This is a genomic window from Streptomyces sp. NPDC030862 (assembly GCF_055571835.1).
Genome location: NZ_JBVIEN010000009.1, coordinates 49357 through 76205, shown reverse-complemented (window position 1 = coordinate 76205; position 26849 = coordinate 49357). Strand labels below are relative to the sequence as shown.

14 protein-coding genes and 1 tRNA gene are annotated in these 26849 nt (G+C 68.0%); 11 read left to right on the top strand and 4 right to left on the bottom strand.

What is annotated here, in order from left to right:
* Positions 1 to 376: 376 nt before the first annotated feature.
* Genes ACZ42X_RS23810 through drmB form a run of 4 tightly spaced genes read left to right on the top strand, consistent with a single transcriptional unit; the run spans position 377 to position 11571 of the window.
* Positions 377 to 5101, top strand: coding sequence for a DEAD/DEAH box helicase (locus ACZ42X_RS23810; RefSeq protein WP_468294403.1), 4725 nt, complete (start codon positions 377 to 379; stop codon positions 5099 to 5101).
* Positions 5098 to 6615 carry a nuclease-related domain-containing DEAD/DEAH box helicase gene (locus ACZ42X_RS23805; RefSeq protein WP_468293591.1) on the top strand — a complete coding sequence of 506 codons (1518 nt, stop codon included), beginning with the start codon at positions 5098 to 5100 and terminating at the stop codon, positions 6613 to 6615. The genes ACZ42X_RS23810 and ACZ42X_RS23805 overlap by 4 nt, the downstream gene beginning before the upstream one ends.
* A complete protein-coding gene (locus tag ACZ42X_RS23800; protein WP_468293588.1) occupies positions 6612 to 9788 on the top strand; it encodes a helicase-related protein in 3177 nt (1058 codons plus the stop codon). Before ACZ42X_RS23805 ends, ACZ42X_RS23800 begins: the two co-directional genes overlap by 4 nt.
* Complete coding sequence (gene drmB, locus ACZ42X_RS23795; protein WP_468293585.1) at positions 9769 to 11571, top strand: DrmB family protein; 1803 nt, start codon at positions 9769 to 9771, stop codon at positions 11569 to 11571. The genes ACZ42X_RS23800 and drmB overlap by 20 nt, the downstream gene beginning before the upstream one ends.
* Before the next feature lie 249 nt (positions 11572 to 11820).
* Here the strand turns inward: drmB and ACZ42X_RS23790 are convergent, their stop codons facing one another.
* A complete protein-coding gene (locus ACZ42X_RS23790; RefSeq protein WP_468294400.1) occupies positions 11821 to 12549 on the bottom strand; it encodes a very short patch repair endonuclease in 729 nt (242 codons plus the stop codon).
* A 233-nt stretch (positions 12550 to 12782) separates the two neighbouring features.
* Between ACZ42X_RS23790 and ACZ42X_RS23785 the strand changes: the two genes are divergently transcribed.
* Entirely contained in the window at positions 12783 to 14072 is a 1290-nt protein-coding gene (locus ACZ42X_RS23785; RefSeq protein WP_468293582.1) for a DNA cytosine methyltransferase, read from the top strand.
* 1094 nt (positions 14073 to 15166) lie between these two features.
* Here ACZ42X_RS23785 and ACZ42X_RS23780 read toward each other — a convergent pair.
* Together ACZ42X_RS23780 and ACZ42X_RS23775 are read right to left on the bottom strand one after the other, a co-directional pair.
* Positions 15167 to 15239, bottom strand: a tRNA-Arg gene (locus ACZ42X_RS23780).
* A gap of 266 nt (positions 15240 to 15505) precedes the next feature.
* On the bottom strand, positions 15506 to 15712 hold the full coding sequence (locus ACZ42X_RS23775; protein WP_468293579.1) for a hypothetical protein: 207 nt from the start codon (positions 15710 to 15712) through the stop codon (positions 15506 to 15508).
* 562 nt (positions 15713 to 16274) lie between these two features.
* On the opposite strand from ACZ42X_RS23775, the gene ACZ42X_RS23770 reads away from it, so the two are divergent.
* From ACZ42X_RS23770 to ACZ42X_RS23760, 3 genes are all read left to right on the top strand, one after another.
* Positions 16275 to 19679 (top strand): HelD family protein, encoded by a 3405-nt coding sequence (locus ACZ42X_RS23770; protein WP_468293576.1) that lies wholly within the window; start codon positions 16275 to 16277, stop codon positions 19677 to 19679.
* 202 nt (positions 19680 to 19881) lie between these two features.
* Positions 19882 to 20895 carry an EcsC family protein gene (locus ACZ42X_RS23765; protein WP_468293573.1) on the top strand — a complete coding sequence of 338 codons (1014 nt, stop codon included), beginning with the start codon at positions 19882 to 19884 and terminating at the stop codon, positions 20893 to 20895.
* A 150-nt stretch (positions 20896 to 21045) separates the two neighbouring features.
* Positions 21046 to 21309: a hypothetical protein gene (locus ACZ42X_RS23760; protein ID WP_468293570.1), complete on the top strand. Its 264-nt coding sequence runs from the start codon at positions 21046 to 21048 to the stop codon at positions 21307 to 21309.
* Between the two features lie 46 nt (positions 21310 to 21355).
* Here the strand turns inward: ACZ42X_RS23760 and ACZ42X_RS23755 are convergent, their stop codons facing one another.
* A complete protein-coding gene (locus tag ACZ42X_RS23755; RefSeq protein ID WP_468293567.1) occupies positions 21356 to 22333 on the bottom strand; it encodes a LuxR C-terminal-related transcriptional regulator in 978 nt (325 codons plus the stop codon).
* Positions 22334 to 22566: 233 nt separating this feature from the next.
* On the opposite strand from ACZ42X_RS23755, the gene ACZ42X_RS23750 reads away from it, so the two are divergent.
* The 3 genes from ACZ42X_RS23750 (at position 22567) to ACZ42X_RS23740 (ending at position 26828) form a co-directional block, all read left to right on the top strand.
* A complete protein-coding gene (locus ACZ42X_RS23750) occupies positions 22567 to 22803 on the top strand; it encodes a hypothetical protein (RefSeq protein WP_468293564.1) in 237 nt (78 codons plus the stop codon).
* 62 nt (positions 22804 to 22865) lie between these two features.
* On the top strand, positions 22866 to 24233 hold the full coding sequence (locus tag ACZ42X_RS23745; protein ID WP_468293561.1) for a helix-turn-helix domain-containing protein: 1368 nt from the start codon (positions 22866 to 22868) through the stop codon (positions 24231 to 24233).
* Between the two features lie 135 nt (positions 24234 to 24368).
* Positions 24369 to 26828 carry an amino acid adenylation domain-containing protein gene (locus tag ACZ42X_RS23740; protein WP_468293559.1) on the top strand — a complete coding sequence of 820 codons (2460 nt, stop codon included), beginning with the start codon at positions 24369 to 24371 and terminating at the stop codon, positions 26826 to 26828.
* The last annotated feature ends 21 nt before the right edge of the window (positions 26829 to 26849 follow it).

Here is a 26849-nt window from a genome sequence, read left to right as displayed (position 1 = left end):
GCCCGGGCATCGCCAACGCGGTGCTTCTCGTCCCCGGCCGTGCGGCGGACTGTGTCGCGTCGCCCTGACTGACCCGGCTGTAGGTAAGTACGGGCGGTCGCCGGCAGAGTGACGTTCGATGCCACCCCCGTGATCCGCTTGTGCCCAACGGAATGCCGGTCTTCGTTGTGGGTTTCCACCTCCTGCCTCGAAGGACCGATCTGGTGATATGTAGTTGATCTGTCAGTTCCTCGGTCTAAAGTCCGTGGCAGGTCCACGGTGTGCGGCGTGACGCACTGCCGAGGCACGTGGGCGATCGATGCTCAGGGGGCATGTAGGTGCGGGTTTGGCAGGGGAACGTTGCCGTGTCGGTGGCCAAGGCGGTGCAGTCGTGACGATGAATCGTGCCGAGTGGGTCCCTGACGCGGCGTTGGTTCGCGAGGTCGACGCGATCTTCGAGCGGGCGATCAACTCATATCGTGCGAATTCGAACCTGATCGCTGAGCATGCCAATCAGGAGGAGTCCATCCGAGTCGGCGGTTACTCGAACCGCACGCTCCTGGAGCTGGTGCAGAACGCAGCCGACGCGATGTCGGGGACCGCCGAACACGAGGACGGAGCCGGCCGGGTCGAGATCGTCCTCGACCTCGACCACCACACGCTGTACTGCGCGAACGTGGGCAGACCCTTCTCGCGAAGCGGGCTCACCACGCTCGCTCACGCACACCTCAGTGGTAAGCGAGGCGACGAGATCGGACGGTTCGGGCTCGGGTTCAAGTCCGTGCTTGCGATCACCGATGCCCCGCAGGTCTTCAGCAGGTCGGTCTCCTTCGAGTTCAACTCCCCCAAGGCGAAGGAAACGATCGCGTCGATCGCCCCGGCGGCCAGGAGACTTCCGATCCTGAGGACCCTGACGCGGGTCGATGCCGAGGTCGAGTTCGACAAGGACCCCATCCTGGCCGAGCTGGCGGAATGGGCGGTGACGGTCGTCAAGCTGCCACGAGCGTCGAAGTTGGAGAGGCTCAGGAGGGAGATCGAGGAGTTCCGTTCCGAGTTCCTCCTCTTCGTCAACGCGGTGCGCGAGGTTCGGCTCCGGGTGATCGGCAAAGACGTGAACTTCGTGACGAGCCATGTGTCGCGTGACCTCGGCGACGGCAGGTTTCGGATCGAGCGTCCCGACGGCGACCATGACGAGTGGTACATCGAGAACGGGATGCACGCCCCCACCCCCGAGGCACGGGCCGAGGTCGGTGAAGCGGTGTCGCGTGACCGGATGAAGGTCACGGTCGCCGTGCCGGCACGCCTCGCCCAGTTGAGGCTCGGAGGATTCTGGTCGTACTTTCCGCTCCAGGACAGAACGTCGGCGTCCGCACTCTTCAACGCTCCCTGGAGCGTGAACGACGACCGCACCACGCTGCTCGAGAACACCTATAACCGCGAGATCCTCGTAACCCTCTCCAACATGTTCGTCGGCATGCTGCCGAAGGTCCCATCCGCCGACGACCCGGCTGTTCACCTGGAGTACATGCCGGCGCGTGGTCGTGAGGCCCACTCGTTCGGCGACGAGATCCTCTGCGCCCACGTCCCACAGATCGCGTCGAAGAAGGCGCTGATCCCGGACGCGACGGGCGTCATGCGGACGCCGCACGATCTTCGTCCTCTCGACTTCGCAGTCAACGGCGTGTCCGAGCGCAACCACGAAGAGTGGATCAAGTCGCCCAACACCGGCGACGACGTACCGCACTGGCGTTGCTACGCCAACAGTCAACGGGCGACTCGTCTGCGGCATCTCTTCATCCACAGCGTGTCCTCCACTTTCGCGGACCCACGACCCAAGGACGAGGCGAAGGCGTTGGAGGGCATCCCCAATCGGGGGATCCTGACGTGGTTGCGCGAGTGGGCGGAGGGCGCCGGCATGCCCTCCGCCGCGAAGGCGTTCGACTTCGTCGTGCTGAATCCCAGAATCGGCGGCATCAGGTCTGCAAAGGTCATACCGACGACCCGCGGAATGCGGGCCGTCGCAGACCATAATGAGGTCTTCCTCAAGCGCGTGGACGATGTCGACATCGAAGGGGCGGACTTCGTCCACCCCGACTTCCTGACGATCCCCGGCATCGAGAAGAAGCTCCGCGAGCAGGGGTTCCGGGACTTGGATCCGCTCGCGATCCTGCAAGCCAGGATGGCCAAGCTGTCCGCGACGTCGGGAGACGAGGAACTCACGAGGTTCTGGGACGCTGCGCTCGACGTCTCCGTTGCACAGGCTCAGAAGGTCGTTTCCCGCGATACGGCCGCCCGAATCAAGGTGCCGACGCGAGATGGCGGCTGGTCCACTCCCCGGCAGGTGCTTGACATCGACGGGGTCGGTGACGGCATTCCCCACCGAATGTTGGACCGTCCGAGATGCGTTCCTGCGGTCGCACATGAAGCGGGAGTCGTTCACGGTCCGGAACCCGCGTATTCGGTCGAGGACGAGGTCTGCTTCGAGGATTACAGGCGATATGTGACGGATCTGCTCAACAGAAGCCTCGGGCCCGGCGAGCGCCCCGTCGAGCGGCTCGAGTTCGACAGGAACGAAGGACCCGGCCCGTTCTCGGTCCTCTTCATGCTGAAAGAGGCGCAGGCCCCCGATCGAGTCCGCGAACAATGGACTCTCGAGCTGCTCCGCTTGGACCAGGGCGAGTACTGGACCTGCGAGGATATCGACACGGGGCAGGCCCACCGGGTCCCTTCCCCGGTTCGGTGGGCGACGGAGCAAGCCGGGTTGCTGAACTCGACCCGCGGCTACCGCGCTCCGGGGCGGGTCGTGTCCGCCTCACTCGTCGAGTTCGAGGGCCTGCTCCCTCTCTTCCGCGGACCGCGTCCTGTCGAAGACGCCTTGGCGCTACCGAAGGAACTGGACAAGGTCCCCGCCACCGTGCTGAGCGAGGCACTCGCGGCTGCAGACTTGATCCCCTCGCAGGTCAGGGACAGCACGCTGACGGTGTTCGTCCTCGCTGCCGCCAGGAACGCGTTCCCAGGTGGGCATCCGGCGCGCATCCCGGCCCGGGTGGGACGCGGCATCGAGGCTCAGCGACCTGACACGGTGTACTTGGCGACCACCGATGAAGAGCTCAAGGTCCTCCGTTCCAAACACAAGCCCTACCTGCGGGCGGATCAGGGTCAGGTGGTGCCGCTCGTCGAAGAGGTCGGATGCCGTCGGTTCGAGGACAGCTTCTCCTTCTCCATGTTGGTCGAGGGCCGGCAGGAGGGGGAGCGGGTCATCGACCTGTACACCGGGCTCCGTGCGATGTTCGTCGCGGACAAGGTCGTGAACGCGATCGTGGCGAGGGCCGTCCACATCGCAAAGCGCGTGACCACCGATGACGGCGTCGACGACGAGTCGCTCGACTCGCATGTGGACGGGCTTACACTCGTGGTCCGCGCGGACCTCGGCGAGCGACGTGTTCTCGAGATCGTCAACGACGCTTTCCGACTGGGACTGACGAACGCCGAGCTGAGTGAGGTCCTTCAGGCCGGTGTCGACCAGCGTCTGGAGGAACAACGCCAGGCCGCGCGCTCGGCACCCAGCGACGCAGAGCGTCTCGAAGTGTTCTTCGGTGACGACACGCTGAAGGAGAAGCTCCCCAAGGGCCTCTGGCAGGCGCTCGAAGAGCAGGACTTGGTGGACGGCTCGACGTCCGTCGCGGAACTCTTTTTGACCGTCCACGGCAGCGACGCGATCAAGCTGCTCAAAGACCAGTTCCAGCAGGAGGGGTACCCGGACGTTCCGACGCAGTGGGCGGGTGGAGCGCCTACGATCGCCTGGCTCCGAAAGATGGGATTCAGCGCCAAGTACGCTGGGCAGCGGGACCAGCGACAGGACGACGAGTTCGTCGTACCGGGTGCCGTGAAGCTCAACCCTCTGCACAACTTCCAGAAGCAGATCAGTCGGCAGCTGCGGGACGTCCTGACACTGCAGGAAGCGGACGGTCGAGCACTCAAGGGCATGGTCGAGCTTCCGACGGGGGCCGGGAAGACCCGCGTCGCCACCGAGACCATGCTGCGGCTCTTCATCGAGGGCCGCATGAGCGGGACGGTGCTCTGGATCGCTCAGTCGGCTGAACTCTGCGAACAGGCTGTGCAGACGTTCAGCACCGTCTGGCGTGGGCTCGGTGACGAACGTCCCTTGACGATCGGCCGACTCTGGGACAACAACACCGTTCACGAACCCGACACCGAGTGCAGTGTGGTCGTGGCCACCGATGCCAAACTCGACGACAGTGTGATCGACGTGCCCGCGTACGAGTGGCTCCGCGGCGCCTCCGCCGTCTTCATCGACGAGGCTCACCGTGCCGGCGGGTCGACCCGCTACACGCGGATCCTGAGGTGGCTCGGTGTCGACGGCCGAAACTGGGAACGGCCACTGGTGGGCCTCTCGGCTACGCCGTTCAAGGGGAGGGCCGACGACGACGAGCGGAACAGAGACCTGGCAGCGCGTTTCGGAAAACGCATCATCAGGGCCTTCGAAGGCAGCAGCGCCTATGAGGAACTGGCCAGGATCGGCGTCCTCGCCCGAGTCAAGCACGAGGTCCTGCCGGGCATCGACGTCGAACTGAAGCCGGGTGAACTCACACAGATCCAGTCCAAGCGCAAGCTGGAACCCCAGGTACTCGACCGCATCGGCAGCGACCAGGCGCGAATGAAGGCTCTCGTGAACCACATCCTGAGCCAGGATCCCGAGTGGCCCATCCTCGTGTTCACGCCGAACATCCTGTCCGCCCAGGTCCTCGCCGCGACGCTTCGTTGTCGACAGGTCGAAGCGGAAGCGGTCAGCGGTCAGACCGGACGGCAGCAGCGCCGCGACGTCATCGAAAGGTTCAAGGCGGGCCGAATCCGTGTCCTGGCCAACTGCGACCTGCTGATCCAAGGCTTTGACGCACCTGGTGTCCGGGCCCTGTACATCGCCAGGCCGACGTTCAGCCCCAGCGCTTACATCCAGATGGCGGGGCGCGGGCTGCGTGGCCCTGAGAACGGTGGCAGTGGGGAGTGCCTCATCGTGGACGTCGCCGACAATTTCGGGGCGGTCAACGACTTCCTCGGATATCGCGCGTACGAGGATTTCTGGCTGGAGCAGGGGTCGTGATCGTTATTCCGGACCTGGCCGAAATCGAGGCGACGACCACAAGCAACGCCGAACGTCGGGTCGCGCGGTTGCTGCAGTCTGTCGAAGGCCCAGGCGATGCGGTGGCCTTCCATTCCGTCAAGCTGCGGAGCCACGCGGTCAAGCAGCAGGGGGAGGCCGACTTCGTCGTTCTTTGGGACGGCGTCGTGATCGTCATAGAGGTCAAGGGCGGGGGCGTCAGGAAGTACGACGGTGTCTGGTACTCCATCGACCGCCACGGTGACTGGAAGAAGTTGCGCGAGTCACCGATGGACCAGGCGCAGTCGGCGATGTATGCGTTGAGGGACATCCTGCACACTGAGGGCGTCGGCTGGTTCGCCAGCGAGGCCGTCGCCGTCACGCCCGACATCGCGGCCCCTCCCGCCGCCGTCGAGTGGAGGGGCAGCCACTGGTGGGCCAAGGACCAGATGAGCATCGCCGCGATGACGAAAGCCCTGGAGCAGGTTGCCGGCGGGGCCAGGACCGCTCCCTCCGGGGTCAGGATCGCGAGGCCGGAGAACCTGCGGGCCCGTCTGTTCGGTGAGTTCACGCGTATGCCCGTCATCGATGCCCAGCGCGGGGCCGTCATCGAGGAGCAGAACCGAGCGACCGAGGGTCAGGCCCGGGTTCTGGCCGCACTCTCTCGTAATCCGAGGATGCTCGTCTTCGGTGGGGCGGGCACCGGGAAGTCCTTGGTGCTGGCCGAAGGCGCGAAGCAGGAGGCAAGCGAGGGAAAGTCGGTCCTCATCACCTTTCACTCGCCCGCTTTGGCCCGATTTTTCAGCCCGCGGATCGCGGGAAGAGGCATCGATCTCCTTCCGTTCTCGGAGCTGTCCGAGGGCAATCAGTACGACGTCGTCTTCGTCGACGAGGCGCAGGACCTCATGAACGCCGAGGGCATGGACAGGCTGGATGCCGTGATCCGCGGAGGTCGCGCAGGTGGTCGTTGGAGGATGTTCCTCGACCCCAACAACCAAGCGCGCGTGGACGGCGAGTTCGACCCGGACGTGTGTGAGTTGGTGCAGCAGGAGGCGCTCCAGTACGACCTCGACCGGAATGTTCGCAACACCCGGGCGATCGTCCACGTCGTGCAGGAGTACCTTGGCGCCGACATCGGTGATCCGGGCATCGTCCATGGCGACCGAGTGCAGTGGCGGTGGTCCGAGGGTGGAGCCGATATCGCAGCGGCCGAAGCCGTCGCGCGTGACCTCGTTGCGAACGGGGCACGCCGCGACGACATCTGGATCATCAGTGTCTCAGCGGATGCCGATCCGCGAAGGAGCAAGGCCGGTTTCCTGGTGATCAACCCGCGGTTCGCGAAGGGGCTGGAAGCGGAGCACGTCATCGTCTGCGAACTACCGCACGAATACGATGATCGGGGACTCGCCGCGTTCTACGTGGCCGTCACCAGGGCACGTGTGACGCTCCATGTGGTCGCGTCCAGGGAGGACAAGAAGCGGCTCCAGGACCTTCTTCGGAAGCAGGTTGGCAAGTGAATCTCACGGCGGCTCAGGAGAAGGCGCTTCAACACCTCCGCACGTCCTACGTCGGGCCTGAGGGTGGAGACGAGGAGGTCACGACGAACCTCCCGCACCGACAGTACGCCGTCGGCATGCTCTTCCCGGCAGAGGTCGGAACTCGTGAGACCGCCGGTGGAGAGAACGCGGATGAAGAGGTCTCCGCCGACGTCCCCCACGGGGATGTCGAGGAGGACGGCGCCGGGATCCCCCTGGCCGAGGACTGGCGGCCATCGTCGGTCGCCATCTCCTTCGTGACCGACGGGGACACCGTCTACGTCGACTTTTCGTGCGGCACGTACTCCGTCGTGGGCGGGGACGGACCGCCGAGGTGGCGCCGCACCCCGTTCTCCACCGACGATCTCGTTCTTCGTCGGGGAGAAGGGCCCGTCGTTCTGACCGTGGGAGAGGTTTCCGTCGAAGTCGGGGCGCGCTGGCGCGACTTCAAGGGCAATTCTCTGGTCACGGTGCACGTCCGGGTCCTCACCGAATCCACCGGGGACGACAAGCTGGACATCGCACGGACACTGTTCCAGGTCCGGTTGGTCGTCACTCCTCCCGTAAGTGATCGGTTCCTGGAATACGACACGACACGCTCCTTCGACGCCGATCTCGAAGCCGCGGAACTGCGTCTGCGGTACCGGAACCGGAAGGTCTTCGCGGTCGGTCACGGCATGGCTGCGGACTGGAGACTCTCCGACGGCCGTTGCACCAAGGTCTTCCTCGAACCCGTACCGGCCTTCGTCGTGCCTGCGATCGAGACCACGGGGTTCGACGCGGGGACGGCCGAGGCCAAGTCCTTGGAACTGATGCACCTCCAGCGGATCGACACCGATCCCGAGGCGGTGCTCCGGTCGCTGGACGCCTTTGTCGACGCGTTCGCCGGCTGGGTTTCCGAGCAGATGCGACGAGCCGAGGCGTTCGACGTCGACAGGGCCGTGGCGATCCGAATCACCGAGCGTTCTCAGACGGCAGTGGACAGGATGCGGGAAGGTGTGAACCTCCTCCGGGCGCCGGAAAGGCAGGACCTCCGAACGGCCTTTTCGCTCGGCATGGCCGCCATGCGCCTCCAGATGAGGCAGGCATCGATCAACCGCGGGACGTCGGAAGATCACGTGCAGGAGCCGCAATGGCGCCCGTTCCAGCTCGGTTTCCTGCTCGTCTCGTTGGCCTCCACCATCGATGCGACGCACAAGGACAGGGATCTCGTCGACCTCATCTGGTTTCCGACGGGTGGCGGGAAGACCGAGGCGTACCTCGGCCTCGCCGCGATCGAGATCTTCCGCCGGCGGCTTGCCCATGGCGTGACCGGTGGTGGTACCGCCGTGATCACCCGCTATACCTTGAGGCTCCTGACCTCTCAGCAGTTCCAGCGTGCTGCGGCGCTGATCTGCGCGACGGAGAGGCTACGGGCCACGGACAAGCGTGCGAAGGGGATGGCGCCGTTCTCGATCGGTCTGTGGGTGGGCAACGAAGTCACCCCCGCCACCCGGAAAGAGGCGCGGGATGCGCTCGAACGCCTTCAGAAGGCCGCACGGCCGGAGGAGGCGAACCAGTTTCAGGTCGAGAGCTGTCCGTGGTGCCTGACATCGTTGGTGCCGAAGGTCAAGGGCAAACCGCAGGACTACGGCATGCGGCTGGTCGGAAACGACGTGGTGCTTCATTGCGTCGACGAGTCGTGCGCGTTCAACGACGAACTTCCGCTTGTAGTCGTAGACGACGTCATCTACGAGGAGCCGCCTACGATCCTGCTCGCCACCGTCGACAAGTTCGCGCGCATCCAGTTCCAACCCAGGGCCGGCAAGCTGCTTGGTATCGGGACCGCGTTCAAGCAACCGTCCATGGTCATCCAGGATGAGCTGCACCTGCTCTCGGGGCCGCTCGGGACCACGGTCGCCGTATTCGACGCGGTCATCCAGCTCTTGCTGAGCCGGTCGGGCGCCAGTCCCAAGATCGTTGCCTCGACGGCGACGATCCGTGCTTCGGAGGAGCAGGTACAGGGGCTCTACGGGCGGGACGTCGCCCTCTACCCACCATCGGGACTCGACGACGACCGCACCTTCTTCTCCCGGCCGGTGGAGAGCGGAGAGGGCCGTCTCTACGTCGGTCTGATGCCGCAGTCGGTCTCGCAGCCGTCCGCCGTCATCTCGGCGGTCACTCCGATGGTGGAGATCCCGGAGACGCTCGCCGCCCACGCTCCGTCCGCCGCATCGCGAGATGCGTACTGGACGCTGGTCATGTACCACAACAGTCTTCGTGAGCTCGGCCGGACCGGACCGCTGCTGGTCGACGACGTCAACGGTCGTCTGGAGCCTCGCGCCGACCGGCTTGGTCTCCCACTGCGTCGGGTCACGGCGGAGAAGGTCCTGGAACTGACGAGTCGCCGCGGTGCCGAGGAGCTGCCGAACGATCTACGCGCGCTCCGAATCAGTGCCGACGAGTCACGGGACGCCGTCGACGTGGTCCTCTCGTCGAACATGCTCTCCGTCGGCATCGACATCCCCAGGCTCGCCCTCATGCTCATGGTGGGGCAGCCGAAGACCACGGCCGAGTACATCCAGGCCACCAGTCGTGTCGGACGTGGACACACGAAGGGCGTCGTCGTCACGCTCTTCAGGTCCAGTAGGGCCCGCGACAGGTCGCACTTCGAGACCTTCCGCGGCTACCACGAGGCGCTCTACCGCAGTGTGGAGCCCACGAGCGTGACGCCGTGGTCCCTGGCGTCACGTGACCGATCCCTGGCAGGCGCACTCGTCGCGTTGCTGAGGCAATCGTTCGTCCCGCTCGCCGAGAACGACACGGCGGACCGGTTCGACCTGGGGGACGACAGGCTCGGCCATGCGGTCGAGCGCCTGGTCGAGCGGTTCCTCGGGTACGTGACGCGTGCCGACCGCCTCGAAGCCGAGGAGACGAGTGACGCTGTCTGGAGCCTGCTAAGAGACTGGGACCGTCGGGCGGCACAAGCACGCGAGGCGGGTGCCCCCCTCTACTACCAGCGGTCTAAGAAGGATCAGGCGGCTCTGTTGAAGAAGTTCGGTCAGTCCGGCGAAGGGTGGCTCGTCGGAGATTCGATGAGGTCCGTGGAACCCAACGTCGCGGTGGAGGTCCAAGAGCCACAGGAGGAGGTGCACCGTGGAGAAGATCAGGCATGACCTGCGCCTCTCCGAGACGATCTCGCCCTTCGGTGTGGGCGCGATCGTCGACGTCCGAGGTGAATCCCTCATGGCGCCCGACACGTCCTGGTGGGACAAGAAGATCGCGCCGGAGATCAGCTGTGAGCGTCTGATGGCCCGCCTCGGGGCCGGTGTCCTGCGGCAACCGCCGACGCACGCGAGCCGTGCCGGGAGGGACACCCCTGCACTGCCGTACTGGCGCTTCCCCGCATGGCGGTTCTGCGAGCGCTGTGACAAGCTCTCGAAACTGACGGGGAAGAAGAAGGGCAAGTGGAGCAACACCTGCGGGTGCGGTGGCCTGCTGGTGCCGATGCGATACATCGCCGTCTGCGAAAAGGGCAGCCACGCTCAGGACATCAACTGGTTCCAGTGGGTGCATCGCGGGCGTGAGGCGAGTCTGAACGAAGCAGTCCGCTTCTGTCGTGATTACAAGTCGCTCAGGTTCAAGAAGCTCGCCGGCCGCGGTGAGGGCCTCGCGTCACTGATGGTGACGTGCCATGGGTGCGGGAACTCGCGCACCTTCGCGGAGCTGGTGGCCAAGGGGGCTCTGCAGCGGGACGGGATCCGTTGCGTAGGGCGGCAGCCCTGGGAACCGGAAGGCTCGGTCAGCAAGCCCTGCCCGCACCAGCTGGTCGCCGTGCAGCGTGGCGCTACGGGCAACTACATGGCCGAGAGGATCTCGGCTCTCGACATACCCGAAGAACGTCCGCGGTCTGTGGAAACGGCGGACAGGATCCGTGGCCACCTGTACTTCGAGAAGGTCGTGACGGACAACGGTGGACCGCAAGCCGAGATGGTGGCGGGATGGATCGCGAATGAGCTCGGGGTAACGCCGGAGACCGTCCTCGCCGTAGCGGCCGGAGAGGAAGCCACCGCTGACGAGATGCTGCTCGACCTCAAGGACGGTGAGTGGGCGGCGTTCCTGAAGAAGCTCGATGGCGGGCGCGACCGTACGGGAGGCGACTTCGTCGTCGACGGACGAAGTCCTGAAGGCATCGCGGGACCGGAGAGTCTGCTCGACAAGATCAGTGGCATCGGGCAGGTGCGCCGGGTCCGTGAGGTCCGTGCTCTCCGCGGATTCCGGCGCCATGATGCAGAAGCGGCTTTCATCAACGCCGACCTGGGGCCGGACCAGTGGCGTCGCCCCACGTATCCGGCGATCGAGCTGTTCGGTGAAGGGATCTTCCTGCGGTTCGACGAGCAGAGACTTGCCGAGTGGGAGGCGCAGCCGGAGGTACAGGCGCGCGCAGGCATCCTCAAAAAACGAAAGGGCGAGTCTCCCTGGGCCGATCGCCTTGACGTTCCCGAGCCCAGGTACGTCGCCCTGCACACGCTGGCACATCTGCTCATCCGCAGGCTGGCATTCGCAAGCGGATATGCCTCCGCCGCATTGCAGGAGCGGATCTATGCCAATTCGGACCGCACGGACAAGACCGCGGGGATCCTGATCTACACCGCCGCTGGAGACGCGCAGGGGACCCTCGGAGGGCTTGTCAGGCTCGGGTCACCCGACAAGTTGATCCCACTCCTGGTATCGGCTCTAGACGACGCCGATTTCTGTTCCAACGACCCGGTCTGCATCGAGAGTGACAGGCAGGGAGCCTCGCATCTGAACCTTTCGGCCTGTCACGGTTGCTCCCTGGTGAGCGAGACCTCCTGCGAAACCGGAAACCGCCTGCTGGATCGGCAGCTGGTCCTCGGTGGAAGTGACGTGAAGGGATTCCTGGACGACGTTCTGACGGAGGTCCGGCGCCCCGGATGACGACTCCCGGTCGACCGTTCCGCGATCCGGAGGAGCGGGCTGGGCTGAGGAACGGCCGTCTTCGGCCGTCGGTACGAAGTGGCCGCCCCCCCACGTCCTACCGACCACCACGGACAGGTACGTCTCGGCCGCATGCGATGCCGACGGACGTCAAGGCCGGCCTGGCCCCCGGCGACCGACTCCTCGCCTACGGCCATGGAGACAGCCGAATCATGCGGCGAAGGGAGGCGGACGCCCTGGACGACCTGCTCAACGGACGTCCGCTCTGAGTACACGGGCCGCCCGGTGTGCCTTCGACTCCTCCAGTCCAAGTCGCACGAGTGTCACCGCGTGCTCGACCGGTGTGTGCTCCCAGACGCGGACCACGAACCAGCCGTGCTCCACCAGGAGTCTGTCCGTCTCCTTGTCACGGCTCTTGTTGCCCTCGATCTTCGCAACCCAGAAGTCTCGGTTCGTCACCGGGACCGACCCGTGGGTAGGGCACCCGTGCCAGTAACAACCGTCCACGAACACCGCCACCTTATGCCTGGTGAAGAGAACGTCCGCGGTTCGGCGGAGCGTCGGCACCGGTCTGGTGGACACCCTGAAGCGCAGCCCTTCGCGATGCAACAAGGAGCGAAGCCGGCGCTCGGGCCCGGTATCGCGTCCCCGATTGGAACGCATCGAAGCCCGAGTGCCCTGCGACGAGGCCCAGGAGTCCCCGAGGTCGTCCTCCGCCAGTAGGCCGGCCTCCTCTGCCAGGCGCCAGGCCGCACGAAGGTTCGCAGCCCGGGTGGAGTGAACCACCTCGCCCAGGGGGTGTCGATGTCTCCGTCGGGCGACTGTCCACTGGAGCCTGGCACTGACACGTCCCGTTCTTCGGACCGGAGCCAGTACGACGGTGGCGGGCACCCGTTCTCCGTCGTCACCCGCGACAAACCGCTTGAAGGCTCCGCCGGCAGCCCTGTCCTGCTCACGTATACGCTCGACTCGAGTCATCCCAGCCCGGGGACGCCAAGCGCGGTCAGGTGGGTACTCGTGGGAGGTACGTCCCTTCCCCGGGGCGTCGACGCTTGCGCCGACCGTGCGTGTGCGGGCCACCCTTCGAGGTTAGTAGGCATGCACCCGGATGGAGCCGTGGGGGTGGCGCAATTAGGAGCCGGCGTAGAATGCCGCCGGGCTGTAGGGTGAATAGATTGCCCTGTAGCCGGCTGGCCGGCTACAGTGCGCCAATGAGCTACGTACCCCCCGAAGTCGGCGTCTCCTGGGAAGAGGTAGGCGGCGACACCTGCCTCCCTCCGCTACGGACGATCGATCTCTTCGCGGGCTGCGGAGGGCTGACGCAGGGGTTCGTAGACGCCCGGCACGATGGTCGAGCCGTTTATCGTCCTGTCGCCGCGGTCGAACTGGACCGAGCTGCAGCGGCGACCTATTCCGTTAATTTCGCCAAGGAATTCGGGGCGCACATTCACCAAGGGGACATCGCCGAGTGGGTCGATCGCCCCGGGTCGATCCCGGAAGCCGACATCGTCCTGGGGGGGCCACCGTGCCAGGGGTTCTCACGACTCGGCAACCAGGATCCGAATGACGAGCGGAACCAGCTCTGGCGCCACTATCTGAAAGTCGTTTCGACCGTTCGGCCGATGATGTTTGTCATGGAGAATGTCGACGCCTTCAGGAAGTCTCCGGAGTTCCGGCTCCTTCTTGACGAAACACGCGACGGGCGTACACTCTCCGATTACCTCATTTTCGATGATCTCCTCAACGCCGCTGATTACGGCGTGCCTCAGCGACGCCTCCGTACCTTCGCGATCGGGGTCCGAAAAGATCTGCTGATGGAGTCGGAGCCGGGGTCGATTCATCGAGTCGAGGAGCTGACGGACCTCGAACTGCAGGCGAAACTCTTTCCGGCTCCTTCGGGCGGCCCTCATCGGACCGTATGGCAGACGATCGCAGATCTCGTATTGCGAAAGCTTTCCCCGGAACTCCCCTTGCGGCGGAAGACTGTGAACGGAAAGAAAATTGCAGGACCCTTCTATATGGACGAGCTGCATCTTAGTCGGAATGGAATAAAACCGATTTCGCTCGCGCGCTACCGATCCATTCCCGAAGGGGGAAATCGGTTCGATATTCCCTTTGAGCTCCTCTCCAACTGCTGGAAGAACCACAAGACCGGCTCCGCGGATGTCATGGGCCGTCTCCATCGGGACAGGCCGTCGGTCACCATCCGTACGGAATTCTTCAAGCCGGAGAAGGGTCGCTACCTCCACCCGTGGCTGCATCGTCCCATCACTCATCTGGAGGCGGCCCGGCTGCAGGGTTTCCCAAAGACCTTTCAGTGGTGCGGGAGTAGGAGCGAGATCGCTCGACAGATCGGCAACGCCGTGCCCGTCGGACTGGGCCAGGCCATCGCCGAACACTTGGCCCCGCTGCTGCTCGCTCAAAGGGAACTACAAAAACGCCGCACCGCAAAGGTACCCCGCGTGCGCAAGGCGGGACGCAGGCTCTCCACAGTCGCTTAACCATAGGGGAAGGGCGCCTGTAAGAAGTGGCCCTGCGAGAGTTGCGTCCTGGGAGGCGGTGTACCGGTTCCCACCTGTTCAGAGTGCTTGTCCGGCGTCGGGACGAGGGGGCCGGATGAGGAAGGTTACCGGCTGATCTTCGAAGTGTGCTGTCGGAAACATTTCGTCCGAAGTTGGTCTCCAAAGCCGTGAGGTCGGCGGAGGGGATTAAGGCTGGCGGGAATGTCGGGTCTAAAGCGCTGGCGCATTGCGACCGAGGCTCACCATGTGGCCACCCGATAGAATCAAACACACCTTCGAAATGCGCCTCACCTGGAGTTTCTCCTCGGTTCGGGGCCAGCATCACCTGGTCTTCCCGCCAGCCTGCTCCGCGGTTGCCGCCGCCACCGTTTCCGTGGTGAGCAGGCGTACGCCGCCCAGGGCGCCGATCAGCGCGGCGTACATCCGAGCCGGCACGTGCCCGGTGCCGATGCCGTTGGAGGCGTGGTGAGTCGAACGATCCGAGCAGCCACTCCCCATGCCCAGGGAGCGGTGAGACCAGTCCCGTCCCGGACGGGGGCCGGCCACATCACCGCCGTCAGGCAACTCGTCGTGGACGGCCGGAAGATGAACGAGGACGACTTCGAGATCGACGCCGGGGCACGCACCACTGCGCTGGACTCCGACACAGTCCGGGCCCTGCGGCGGCACCCGGCGGTTCGTCGAACGGTACGAGGAGATCGGCCCGCCGCCCGTCCGGCTTCACGACCTGCGCCACGGGCCACTCCCCGATCACCATCACGGCCGACAGGTACACGAGCCCGCTGCCCGAGACGGACCGACCCGGCGATCGTCGAAGCTGCAGCACGGCTCGTGCCGCGCGCCCGCGCTACCTCCGTGAACGTCGCTTCCGAGGCGAATGCCGAGTCCGACGAAGCGGAGGTGCCCGGCCGGGATTCCGTCCCGGGTCGTGATGATCCGTTGGGGGAGATATCGGAGATCAACTCTCCGTTCGCTCACGCACAGGTCACGCAAACGGCCCCGGACGAGGGTCCGAGGCCGATCAGAACGCCCTCCTGGGGGGATAAACCCCAGGTGAGCGACGTAACGCGTTGTGCCCCCGGCAGGATTCGAACCTGCGACACCCGCTTTAGGAGAGCGGTGCTCTATCCCCTGAGCTACGGAGGCCTGATTCAGCAATGCGCCAGCGGACTGGCGTGCCGCGGTCAGTGTAGCGGGTGGGGGTACGCAGGCGAGGGGGTCACCCCGCCATCAGAGGGACGGCCGCCCGGCCGGCGGCAGGTCGCGGCTCACGGTCACCTGGCGCCGGCGTACGACCCTGCCAAAGGCTGGGACGCCACCTTGAACTGGCTCCAGACGCAGTGCGGACGATTCCCGTGACCGCCGCACCGCGCTCCGGCGCGATTCACCATGCTGCACGTCGCCTCGAACGGCTACATCATCGAGACGCAGGCCGCCGACACCAGCGAGCCCCGCTGGTTCTCCGCGCCCTGGAACCCGCCCACGTCGGTCGAGGGTGCCGAAGGCGACGCCGAGGCGGCGAGTCGAGGAAGATCCCGGACGTGGTCGCGGTCGAGCAGGACGGGCGGGAGTACGTACTCGCGTATGCGCACGGTCTGCGGGGCAAGGACGCGCTGCACGAGGGGGCGGAGGGGGTGCGGCTCGCCGTATACACCGCTGACGCCTCGGGAACCTCGGCCGAGCCGCTGCGCGAGATCGACGTTCCGGTCTCAGCAGGACCCGGAGAGGTACGTGTGGGGGTGACCGGGGGCGGGTCCTCGTCGCCTGGGGCGAGGTCTGTCCTCTCTCGGCCGCAGTGGTGCACGTGGCGACAGGGAAGGTCGATTCGAACGCGGACCCTGCTGCGCTGCCCTCGCCATGCCGTGACGTCGGCGGCGTGCGCCGGCACTCGAGCGATCGCGGCCACGCCGGACGGACCGCCGGCGGCCATGGGAACCGGAGGCTTCGGCTTTCCCTGATCGCGATGACGACGGCAACGTGAGGACTTCGCTTCGGCGAAACCGCTGGCCTGGGTACGTCAGGTGAGGTGCGAGCTCGGGCGTGGCGGACCGGAACCGACTGCCTCGTCCGGGACCGGATGCCCTGACTGTTCGTCACCACTCCGTCTCTGATAGTTGTTTCAGTGGGGTGCGGGCGCACATGCCCGTGGCGGTGTTCCCCGGCACCGCAGGGAGGACGTACATGAGCACCACCACTCGGGACGAGATCCTCGCCGGCGAGCAGAGGGCGGTGGATCACGCGTACGACTGCTACACCGCGGAACTGGCCGAACTGAGCGGCACTTCGGCCGCCACCGCCTCGGCGAGCGGTAAGGACGGCATCGCCAACCGGGCCGAGGCCGAGGCTCGCGCAGAGGCCTATGGGGGGCTCGGCGACGAAGCCCTGGTCTTCGCCCGCGTCGACGCTCCGGAGGATCCGGGGGGAGACCCTCGCCCGTGGTACATCGGCCGCCGCGGCGTGCACGACGCCTCGCACGAGCCGGTGGTCCTGCTGTGGACCAGTCCCCTGGCGAAGAAGTGGATCGAGGCCCGGCCCGAGAACCCGGGGGAGGTGGTCCTGCGTCGGCAGCTCCGCTGCGTGCAGCGGGTCGTCGAGGGCTACTTCGACGAGATCTCCCGGACGGCCTTCGTTCCCGCGCCCTTGGTCGTGCCCGAGCCCGAGCTCGCCGCCGTACCGGAGCCCCGTAAGGCTGCCGACGACATTGCGGCGGAGGAGACGGAGGCGCTCCCGGTCCCGGAGCGTACGTCGGGTCCCACGCCCGGTGACGTCGTACGGCGGCAGCGGCGGAAAGTGCTCCAGCCCGACGACTTCCTGCTGCGGGAGCTCCAGCGGTCGCGCGGCGGCCGGATGCGGGACATCGTCGAAACCATCCGCCGCGACCAGATGGAGCTGGTCACCGGTTCCCCCTCGGACATCCTCGTCGTGCAGGGCGGCCCCGGTACGGGCAAGTCGGCGGTCGGTCTCCACCGGGTGACCTGGCTCGTCAACAACGAACACTTCAAGGCCCAGGACATCCTCGTCATCGGCCCCCACCAGCGGTTCCTCGATTACGTCGGCCAGGTCCTCCCCACCCTCGGCACCCGGGACGTCAACGCCGTCCAGCTGGACCGCCTGTGGGAGGGCGAGATCCTCGGCACCGACTCGCCGAAGGCGCGCCTCGTGAAGTCGGACGAGCGCATGGCGGCCGTTCTGCGGCGCCGCGTCGAGAGCGACTACCGGCCGGAGGCCCTCGACGGCATCACCGTCGACCCCTCCTTCGAGGGCGATGAGCCCGCGGTCGTCGTCACCGCGGGCAGTACGACCCTTCGCGTGCCGAAATCCCAGATCCTCGCCCTCCTCGACCAGGCTCACGCCGGCGAGGGTCCCTTCCGGGAGCGGCGCGACCGTTTCCGAGGGCTCTTCGTCGACCGGCTCCTTCAGGAGCTCGCCGACATCGCGCCGCGCCGCGGGCAGGCCGGTACGATCCGCCGAGACCTGGAACGCAACCGCCGGGTCGAGCGCCTCGTCGAGCGTGTCTGGCCGTCTCCCGGCCCCCGGGAGGCCTTGCGCAGCCGCTACGACTCGGCCGACCTCCTGCGGGACTGCGCCGAGGGCATCCTCGACGAGGGCGAACAGGCGGCCTTGCTGCGGCCTCGCGCCGTCAGCGCCGACGCCGACCCGTGGACCCTCGACGACCACGTCTGCCTCGAAGAGCTCGGCGTGCTGATCAGCGGCGACACCCCGCCGAGGTACGGCCACATCGTCGTCGACGAGGCCCAGGACCTCACGCCCATGCAGGCCCGCTCCCTGCGGCGGCGATGTGCCGCCAGCGGCTCTATGACCGTCCTGGGTGACCTCGCGCAGGCGACGGGCGCCCACATCCCCGCGGGCTGGGACCAGCTCGGCATGCTCCTCTCCGACCACGGCGACTGGAGCGTCGCCCAGCTCAACACCAGCTACCGCGTTCCCGCCGAGATCATGGATTTCGTCGCCCCTCTCGCCCGAGTGATCGCCCCGTCCCTGCCGTACCCACGGGCCGTCCGTGAGGCGGGAGCGGACGCGGTACGGACCGTGGCGACCGAGCCGTGGAAGCTGCTCGATGACACCGTCACCCACGTGCTCCGGCTCATGGACACCAGTGACGGCAGCACCCCCCGCTCCGTCGCCGTCGTCGTTCCCGACGACTCGGACTGGCTGGACGCCATCAGCCGCCGGATCGCCGAGGACGGCGATATCGGCGACCGGAGCCGTGAGGCCGTATTCGTGCTGGCCGCAGCCCAGGTCAAGGGCATGGAGTACGACCACGTCCTGGTCGTCGAGCCCGCCACGATCGCCGACCGAGGTCCCGCCGGGCTACGCCAGTTGTACGTGGCCCTCACCCGCAGCACCCAGAGCCTCACCGTCCTCCACACCGCCTCTTTGCCGGCGGCGCTCACCGGTTCCGAGGCCGCCCAGACACCGGCGAGGCCCGCTGCCGGGCCGGAAGGCGACGGGGCCGAAAGGCTTCCCCGGATCGGGACCGACGTTCGGGTCGAGGTCGTGGACCGGGCTCCGGGCGGTCGCTACAAGGTCAAGCCGTTGTCGCCGGTGATCGACCGACCACTCGTACTCACCGTCCGCCACGGTTCGGTGCCCCCACGTCGGGGCGAGAAGCTGGACTGTTGGGTGTTCGTCAACGAGACGACCCAAACGGTGCTCACCGCAGACCAGCGCGGTCGGTCGCCCGTTTCGGAGAGGATGGCGGGGCGCTACCTCGCGGCACTGGACGTTCTCGGAGAACTGGCCAGCAGCGACGGCGATGTTCCCGACGCCCGCAGCCGTCTCTCCGAACTCCAGGGCATGGCCAACCGCGTCCTCCGACGGGACCAGGCCGACTGGGTCGACGTACTTCACCTGTTCGGCGATCCGGACAGAGAACGACTCGGAGTTCTCCGCGACCTCGCCGCGACGACCAACCGTGCGCTCAAGGAGGGCGGTTTCGACGCGGGCTCGCTCGCGGAGAGGCTGGCGGCTTCCGGCTGGGCCGACCGCCTCGCCGCAGCGCGGCTAGATCTCCAGGAGCGCTTCGGCACGGCGACGAAGCCGAACGTCGACGATGTGGTCCCCGTCGCCCCGACGCGACCCGATCAGAAGGAAGAAGTGCGGATGACCACCGCGGACACCACCGCCGCAACACCGGGCGCGACCACGAAGGACGGCCTCCTGCGCGCGCTGGAGACCGCCGCCGCGTCCGACCGCACGTGCAAGAAGCATGAAGCGGTTCGCCATGCGCTGAAGGCGTCACTCCTCTGGGCGGACCTCCATCCGACCGACTCGGCGGTCGTCGACGTCAGCTGCGTCACCCGGCACGGTCTCTTCCTCTACGAGGCCTTGGGCGCAGGCTGCTCCACCTATGCAGACCTGCGATCGGGCGCGACCCGCCTGCTCGAGATCAACCACACGCTGCCCGCGCCTGCCGACCGTCTCCACCTCGTTCTCGCCGAACCGCCCGCCGAGGATTGGTCCGTGGACACGATTCGCGACGTCTTCCGCGTCAACGTCATCTGGCGCAGCCCGACTGGCTGGGGAGGCGAGAACGTAGAGGAGGCCTTCGGTTCTCCGGGGTGAGTGATCACTCCTCGCCACGGTTCGGTTCGCTCCCGCGCCCGTGCGCGAACCGGTATGCGGGATTACGGCACTGTGCGGAGGCCTCGGCCCCTACGATCGAGGTATGGCGGATCCCTCGGACTACGAGCTGGCGGCATGACGTGACGTTCAACGGTTCAAGGGACGCCCCCTGTCACGGGTGATGAGGAGCGCCGGCGAACACGTGGCCACCGGCGCCGCGGAACTGGGCAAGCGCGCCACGAAGTACCTGGAGAACCACCCACGGGCCCAATCGGCGGTTTCGCGTGGGCAGGAGATCGCCGCCAAGGGTGCTCGCAAGGTCGGTGCCGGGGCCCGTGGAGCCGCCGATGCCCTCCCGGAGTGGAGCGGCACCGCCTTGCAGGCCGTCCGGCAGACGGTGGGCCGGGTCTCGCGAGCGGGACTCTCCTCCACACGCGTCGTGGCGCTCCACAAGAAGCGCGGCCACGACGTCGCATCGCTGTCCAATCTGCGCCGCCTCGACCTCGAGCAGATCGACGCTGTCCGTGGCCGAGCGGCGAGTTGGTATTACCCGGCCGCCGCAGCGCTCTCGGGAGCGGGTGCGGGGCTTGTGATCTCCGGAGGCCAACTGGCCGTCGCCGCCTCCGCCGGCGCCGCGGCCGCGCCTTCAGGCGGTGCGATCGTCGGCGCTTTCACCGCTGACGCCGCGGTCGTCCTCGGACTCGCGTCTCGCTCCGTCGGCCAGATCGCGCTGCTGTACGGCTACGACCCGGAAGAGCCCGCCGAGAAGCTCTTCGTGATGTCCGTCGTCAACGCCGGGTCGGCGACATCGGCGACCGCCAAGAGCGCTGCGATGGCCGACATCTCACGGCTCACCCAAGCGCTCGTCCGGGGCAGAACGTGGGACGTCCTGAACGAGGCGGTCGTCGCCAAGGTGTCGACGCGGTTCGCGAAGGCATTCGGTTTCCGCCTCACCAAGAAGGGACTTGGCAAGGCCGTGCCCGCGTTCGGCATCGTCGTCGGAGGCACCCTCAACTGGTCCACTCTGGAGGCGATCGTCGACGCCGCCGACACGGCGTACCGGCGGCGGTTCCTCCTTGAGAAGTACCCACATCTCGGTGACGGGGAAGAGTCCGGATCGTTCCCCGACGTCGTCCCGGAGAACCCGGACGAGGCCGACGGGGAGATCAGCCTGCTCGGCGAGCTCGCGGAGGCAGGCGGCCCCGACCTCCGCTGAATCGACGCCGTTCACCCGCCCGGCGCGGGTTGCAGAGGGTGTGGCAGGTCTACGACGTGTCGGTGGACCGGCGCCGCCCCGGGCGAGCTGCCTCGTAACTGCCCCTCGATGTACCGGTTTTGGGCAGGTGTGCTGTATAGGGTGACTGGCATGACAGTGGATCGGGCAGGGGTCGCGGAGGCTCAGTCGCACGTCGAAGCGGCATTGGGGATGCTGACGCTGTGCACCGACGCGGATGATCCGCTGGGGCAGGCGCAGATCAGTGGCCTTCGGTCCGTCCTCTGCCTGCTGCGGAGTCAGCAGAGTGCGCGCGGGGACGAGCGCCGGGACCTGCTGGAGACGTCGCGTGTCCGTGCGCGGGCGTCACTCACGGTGATCGGTTACGTCCTGAGCCAGGAGGCCGTCGGCGCGTGAGGGGCGCCCGGGGTCAGGCGAGGGCGGGTGCGTCGGCCTGTGTCGCTTAGGTGGCGCAGGATGACGCGGCCTCCTCCTCCTTGGCAAGGCAGTAGCCCAGCTGGAGGCGGCTGCTGGCGCCCATCTGCTTGCGGATGCGGGCCAGATGGGTGTGGTACGTCCGCGGGCTGACCCCGAGGCGGCGGGCGATCGCCGCGTCCGTCAGTCCTTCCACGAGCAGGCGTTTGATCATGTCGTGGATGGCCGGCATCACCTCGGTGGAGGCCTGCGTGGTCGGGGCCGGGGTGAACTGGACGGCGCGCTGCCAGTTCCGGTCGAAGACGTCGGCGAGGAAGCGGACCAGGGCCCTGTCGTGGACGACGATGGCCACGGTGCGGTCCTCCCGGGCGGGCAGCAGCGCCTGCTTGCGGTCGATGATGAAGAGGCGCTCGAAGAACTCGTCCAGGGTGCGGACCTCGCCGCCGGCCTCGGTCACGGCGGTGACGTAGGCCTTCGTCGGTTCGCTGAAGCGTGCCGAGTGCTGGTACAGCGTCTGCATGCGCACCCCCCGCCGCAGGTGCTCCTGGGCCAGGGGGAGGGCCGCCTCCAGGATGGCGGCGGACCGGCCACTGCCCGGCTGGGCGGTCAGGATCTCCTCCGTCGCCTCGCGGCTGGCCCGGTCGACGTACTCGCGGATCTCGTTCATGCCGTTCAGGTACTCCACCGGCTGCGGGGCGCGCTCGCGCTGCGCCGCGTACATCCGGATGACCGGCTCCAGCTCGCGCTCGACCTCGGCGGCGCGGAGCTCCGCCTGCCAGGCGCGGTTGCGCCAGACCGAGGTGAGACGGCCCTCCACGCGGCGGGGGTCGACCGCCTGCAGGATCGTTCCGTCGGGAGACGGCTCCAGGAGTCCGAGCTCGACGAGCTCGGCCACGCCCGGTGCGTCCGTGCCGGGCGTGAAGGTCGTTCCCTGGATCGTCCGGTCGAAAGCGTCAAGGGCTTCTGGGGATAGTTCCAGCCGTTGATTGTCCGCCTTCGACCACATATTTCCCCCTCAGTTTTATGCATTGCGATAACCGGACGTGGCCGGTTGGTGGTGATCCTAACGCGGCGACGCCTAGCCTCAAGGAGCTCGAAGTGGGCCGCAGTTGAGCAAAAGCCATGTATCGCGTAAAGGGTGTAAGGGGTAAGAAGATGGAGCACAAGAGTGGGCGAATCCGGCGTTCCGTTTCCCGCCGGGCGGGCGTGGTCACATCGGTCGCCGCGGCAGCGCTCCTCGTGGGTGCCGCTGGTGTCCAGGTGCTGTCCGATCTCGGCTGGGACGCTCCGGCTCCGCGTGACGTCGCCCTCGATCTCGGCTGGGACGCTCCAGCTCCGCGAGCCGCTGCCAAGGACCTCGGCTGGGACGCTCCGGCGCCGAGTGCCGCCGCCAAGGACCTCGGCTGGGACCTCCCGGCCCCGAGTGCCGTCGCTCGTGACCTCGGCTGGGACGCCCCGCCGGCCCGGCGCGCTTGACGGCCTGGCCGGGCGCGCGGCCGGGCCGCGCGCCGCTGTGCCCCATCTGAAAGGAGAACCGCATGGACACCGGCCACGAAGCCCCTCGGTTCGGTGACGTATTGCAGCGGTCGCGCAAACGCGTCGGGCTGACGCAGGAGCAGCTCGCGGGCCTGTCCACGGTCAGCGTCCGGGCCATCAGGGATCTGGAGCTGGGGCGGGCGCACCGCCCCCGGGGCCAGACGGTGCGGCTGCTCGCCGACGCCCTGCGGCTCAGCGGCGCCCCGCGCGTGCTCCTCGAGTCGGCCGCGGGACGGCCGGCGGAGGGCGGCACCCTGGTGCGGATGTACGAGGAAGAGGTAGCCGCGCCCCCTGCCCCGACCGGGCCGCTGTTCGGCAGGTCGGCCGAGCTGGACGTGATCGGCGAAGCCCTGCAGCGAGAGCGCATGGTGGCCCTGGTGGGGCTGGCCGGGACCGGCAAGACCCGACTGGCCCTCGAAGCGGTCCACCGCGCCGGCACCGGCGATCGGGGCCGGGTCCCCGCCGTGTGGATCCCCCGCTCGGGCGCCGCGCCCCGTACCGGCCCGGCTCTCGACCACTCGCGCGCCATGTTCACGTCCTGGGTGGTGGACCGCCTGCGCGGCGCGGGTCCTGTCGAGGAGCTCGCCGCCCTGATCGGCGACCGGCCCACCGTGCTGGTGGTCGACGCGTACGAGTCCTCCTCCATCCGGTTCGAGTCGCTGAGGCGGACGCTCGACCGGTGTCCCGGACTGCAGGTGCTCGTCACGTCCAGGGAGCCGCTCCCCTCTCCGGCCGTCCGGACCGTCCCCGTGCCGCCGCTGCCGCTCGCGGCGGCCGACGGCGCGGGCGGACCCCGCGGCGACGGCCGGGTGTCACCCGCCGCTGAACTGCTGCTGGCGCACCTGCGTTACGCGCGCCCGATGCTGACCCACACCGAGGCCACGCTGGACGCGGTGGCGGCGCTCTGCCGCACGCTGGACGGCATCCCCCTCGCACTCGACCTGGCCGCCGCCTGGTTCCCCGTCTACCTGCCCGAGCAGATGGTCCCCATGGCGCAGGAGGCCCCGCTCGACCTCCTGGAGCCGGTGCTCGGCAACGAACCCGGCGCCGAACCCGGCCTCTGCGCCCCGGTGGCGGAAGCGGTGTCGGGGCTGAGGCCCGGGGAGGCGGCGGTGCTGCGCGCGCTGTTGGGCCGGGACTCCTCCTGCCCCACCGGGCTGCTCGGCGAGCAGCTGGGGCTGCCCCTCGCCGAGACGACCCGGGCCTTGCACGCGCTGCTCCAGCGGGGGTTGATCAGGCAGGAGACAGCGCCCGACGGGGCGGCCTCCGTGGGGGTGCTGAATCTGGTCCGGCATGTCGTGGCGGCTTCACCCGGGCTGTGCGGGATCCCTGTTGCCACCCCTGTGTCCCAGGACCGCGCCCGGCCCTGACCGGGCCGTGGCCGGGCCCTTCTCCAGCTGCCGGTCTCCTGCCGAGCACCTGCCGACCAGTCGGCATGCCGGTCCCTAGGCTGATCGGCGTGTCCCTTTCCGCGGGTGCGGAACGAGTGAACGGAATCCCCGAACATGGCTGTTGCAGAAGTGTGTCCCGACGAGGGAGAGATAGCGTCCGTTCTTCCGTTCGGCGGTTCGTGCCCGCTGCCGGGTGACTGCGGGACGCTGCGGCGCACCGTTCTCCTTCCGGAGGAGTACGAGGACCGGGCGGCCGAACTGCTGCCTGCGGCGGCCTTGGTTCTCGGCCGGAAGTACAGCAACGGCACGGCCTTCCGCATCGGTGTCCGGCGGGCCTCCTGGTCCCCGGACGACGCGAGCGCCGCCCTCGCCGTCGCCATGCCCTCGACGATGACCGCGCAGCAGGTCCGTCAGGAGGTCGCGGACGCGCTCGTCGGCCTGACCGCCGCTCCCGCCGCCCGCCCGGCCGCCGCTCCCGTCTCCCGCCCGGCCGCCGTCCCGCCGGCCCTGCACTGCGTCGTGGACGGGCCCGCCGACGGCCGCCACGGATCCGATCTGTCCCTCTCGCTCGAGTCCCGGCCCGGACGGCGGACCGCACTGCACCTGGACGTCCACGAGCACGTCCACGGCGCCGCTTTCGCCGACCGCATGCTGGGCCACCTCGTCCACCTCATGGGCCGGCTGGACGCGGAGCCGGACGTGACGATCGCCGGCCTCCGGCTGCTCACCGACGACGAGCGGACCCGACTGTGCGCACTGGGCGGCGGCACCCGGCGGCAGCCGTACCCGCGCGAGAGCTCCGTCTACAGCCTCTTCGCCGAGCAGGCCGCCGCCCATCCCGACCGGGAGGCGGTCAGCCACGACGGCGGCACCCTGACCTACGGGGAGCTGCGGGAGCGGGCGCTGGCCCTGGCCGGAGTGCTGTACGCCCGAGGGGTGCGTCCGCACGACCGCGTCGCGTTCCTGTTGGACAAGACGCCCCGGCTGCTCGTGGCCGTCCTGGCCATCCTCCGCCTCGGCGCGGCCTACGTGCCCATCGCCGCCAACCTGCCCGCACAGCGGCGCGCGTACCTCCTCGCGGACAGCGGGGCCCGCCTGCTGCTCACCGAGGGCGCGACGCCCGCGGTGGACGTCCCCGTGCTCGACCTGGCGCAGCCGGACGCGATCCCGGGCGCCGCCGGGCAGGAGCTGCCGGAGCCGTCCACCGGCCCGCTGGACGCCGCGTACGTGATGTACACGTCCGGCACCACCGGTCGGCCCAAGGGGGTACTGGTCAACCAGCGCGCCGTCGTCCGCCTGGTCAGGAACACCGACTACGTGCATCTGTCGCCCGGCACACGGATCCTGCAGACGGGCGCCATCGCCTTCGACGCCACCACCTTCGAGTTCTGGGGAGCGCTGCTCAACGGCGGGACCGTCGCCCTGGTGCCGGGCGAGACGGTCCTCGACGCGGCGGGCCTCGGCGCCGCCCTCACCCGCCACCGGGCCGACACCCTCTTCCTGACCACGGCTCTGTTCCACCAGATCGTGGAGCAGGACCCCTCGGTCCTGGCGGGACGCCAGGTGCTCGTCGGCGGCGAGACCCTCTCCGCCCGGCACCTGGCCACGGCGATGGACGCCTGCCCCGGCAGCCGGTTCGTCCATGTCTACGGCCCCACGGAGAACACGACCTTCTCCGTGGCGCAGCCCCTCACCGAGCGCTACACGGGCAGGGTGCCGATCGGCCGGCCGATCGCCCATTCCACGGCGTACGTCCTGGACCGGGACGGCAACCCCCAGCCCCTCGGTGTGCCCGGAGAGCTGTACGTGGGCGGTGACGGACTCGGCGACGGGTACCTCAACCGCCCCGAGCTCAACGCCGCCGCCTTCGTACGGGGCGGGGCCGGGGAGGAGCCCGAGCGGCTCTACCGCACCGGCGACCTGGCCCTGTGGAACGAGGACGGGCGGCTGGAGTTCCTCGGGCGCACGGACCACCAGGTGAAGATCCGCGGCTACCGGATCGAACTCGCCGAGGTGGAGAGCCAGCTGGCCCGGCTGCCCGGGATCCGTGAGGCCGTCGTGCTGGTGCGCCGCCGTGGCACGGACCTGTCCGTGCTCAGCGCCTACGTCACGGCCAACGGCGCCGTGAGCGGCGAGGCGCTGCGCGCCGAGCTCCTCAAGGAGCTCCCCGACTACATGGTGCCCACGGAGTTCCGCCAGGTCGACGCGATGCCGCTGACCCGCAACCAGAAGATCGACCGCGTCGCGCTCGCCGGACTCGATCCCGTCGCCGACACGGCTGCGGCCGCGGCGTCGCGGCGCGCCCCGCGCACCGCGACGGAGGTGACGGTGGCCGGCGTCTTCGCGGAGGTGCTGGGGGTGCCCTCCGTGTCGCTGGACGACAACTTCTTCGACATCGGCGGTCACTCGCTGCTCGCGACCCGGCTCTGGAGCCGGCTCAGGTCCGCACTCGGCAGGGAGTTCCAGCTGCGGCAGATCCTCGACACCCCCACGGTCGGGGGCCTGGTGGCGAGCCTGGAACGGGACGAGGCGTCCGCGGTCGCCCGTCCGAAGCTGGTCCGCCGGTCGTCTTGACGGCTCTCTTTCTCGATTTGG

Excerpts from the sequence above, each read along its gene's own strand:
- ACZ42X_RS23740 (WP_468293559.1), top strand. The coding sequence starts at position 24,369 with ATGGCTGTTGCAGAAGTGTGTCCCGACGAGGGAGAGATAGCGTCCGTT.
- ACZ42X_RS23745 (WP_468293561.1), top strand. The coding sequence starts at position 22,866 with ATGGACACCGGCCACGAAGCCCCTCGGTTCGGTGACGTATTGCAGCGG.
- ACZ42X_RS23810 (WP_468294403.1), top strand. The coding sequence starts at position 377 with ATGAATCGTGCCGAGTGGGTCCCTGACGCGGCGTTGGTTCGCGAGGTC.
- ACZ42X_RS23760 (WP_468293570.1), top strand. The coding sequence starts at position 21,046 with ATGACAGTGGATCGGGCAGGGGTCGCGGAGGCTCAGTCGCACGTCGAA.
- ACZ42X_RS23770 (WP_468293576.1), top strand. The coding sequence starts at position 16,275 with ATGAGCACCACCACTCGGGACGAGATCCTCGCCGGCGAGCAGAGGGCG.
- ACZ42X_RS23785 (WP_468293582.1), top strand. The coding sequence starts at position 12,783 with ATGAGCTACGTACCCCCCGAAGTCGGCGTCTCCTGGGAAGAGGTAGGC.
- ACZ42X_RS23790 (WP_468294400.1), bottom strand. The coding sequence starts at position 12,549 with ATGACTCGAGTCGAGCGTATACGTGAGCAGGACAGGGCTGCCGGCGGA.
- ACZ42X_RS23755 (WP_468293567.1), bottom strand. The coding sequence starts at position 22,333 with ATGTGGTCGAAGGCGGACAATCAACGGCTGGAACTATCCCCAGAAGCC.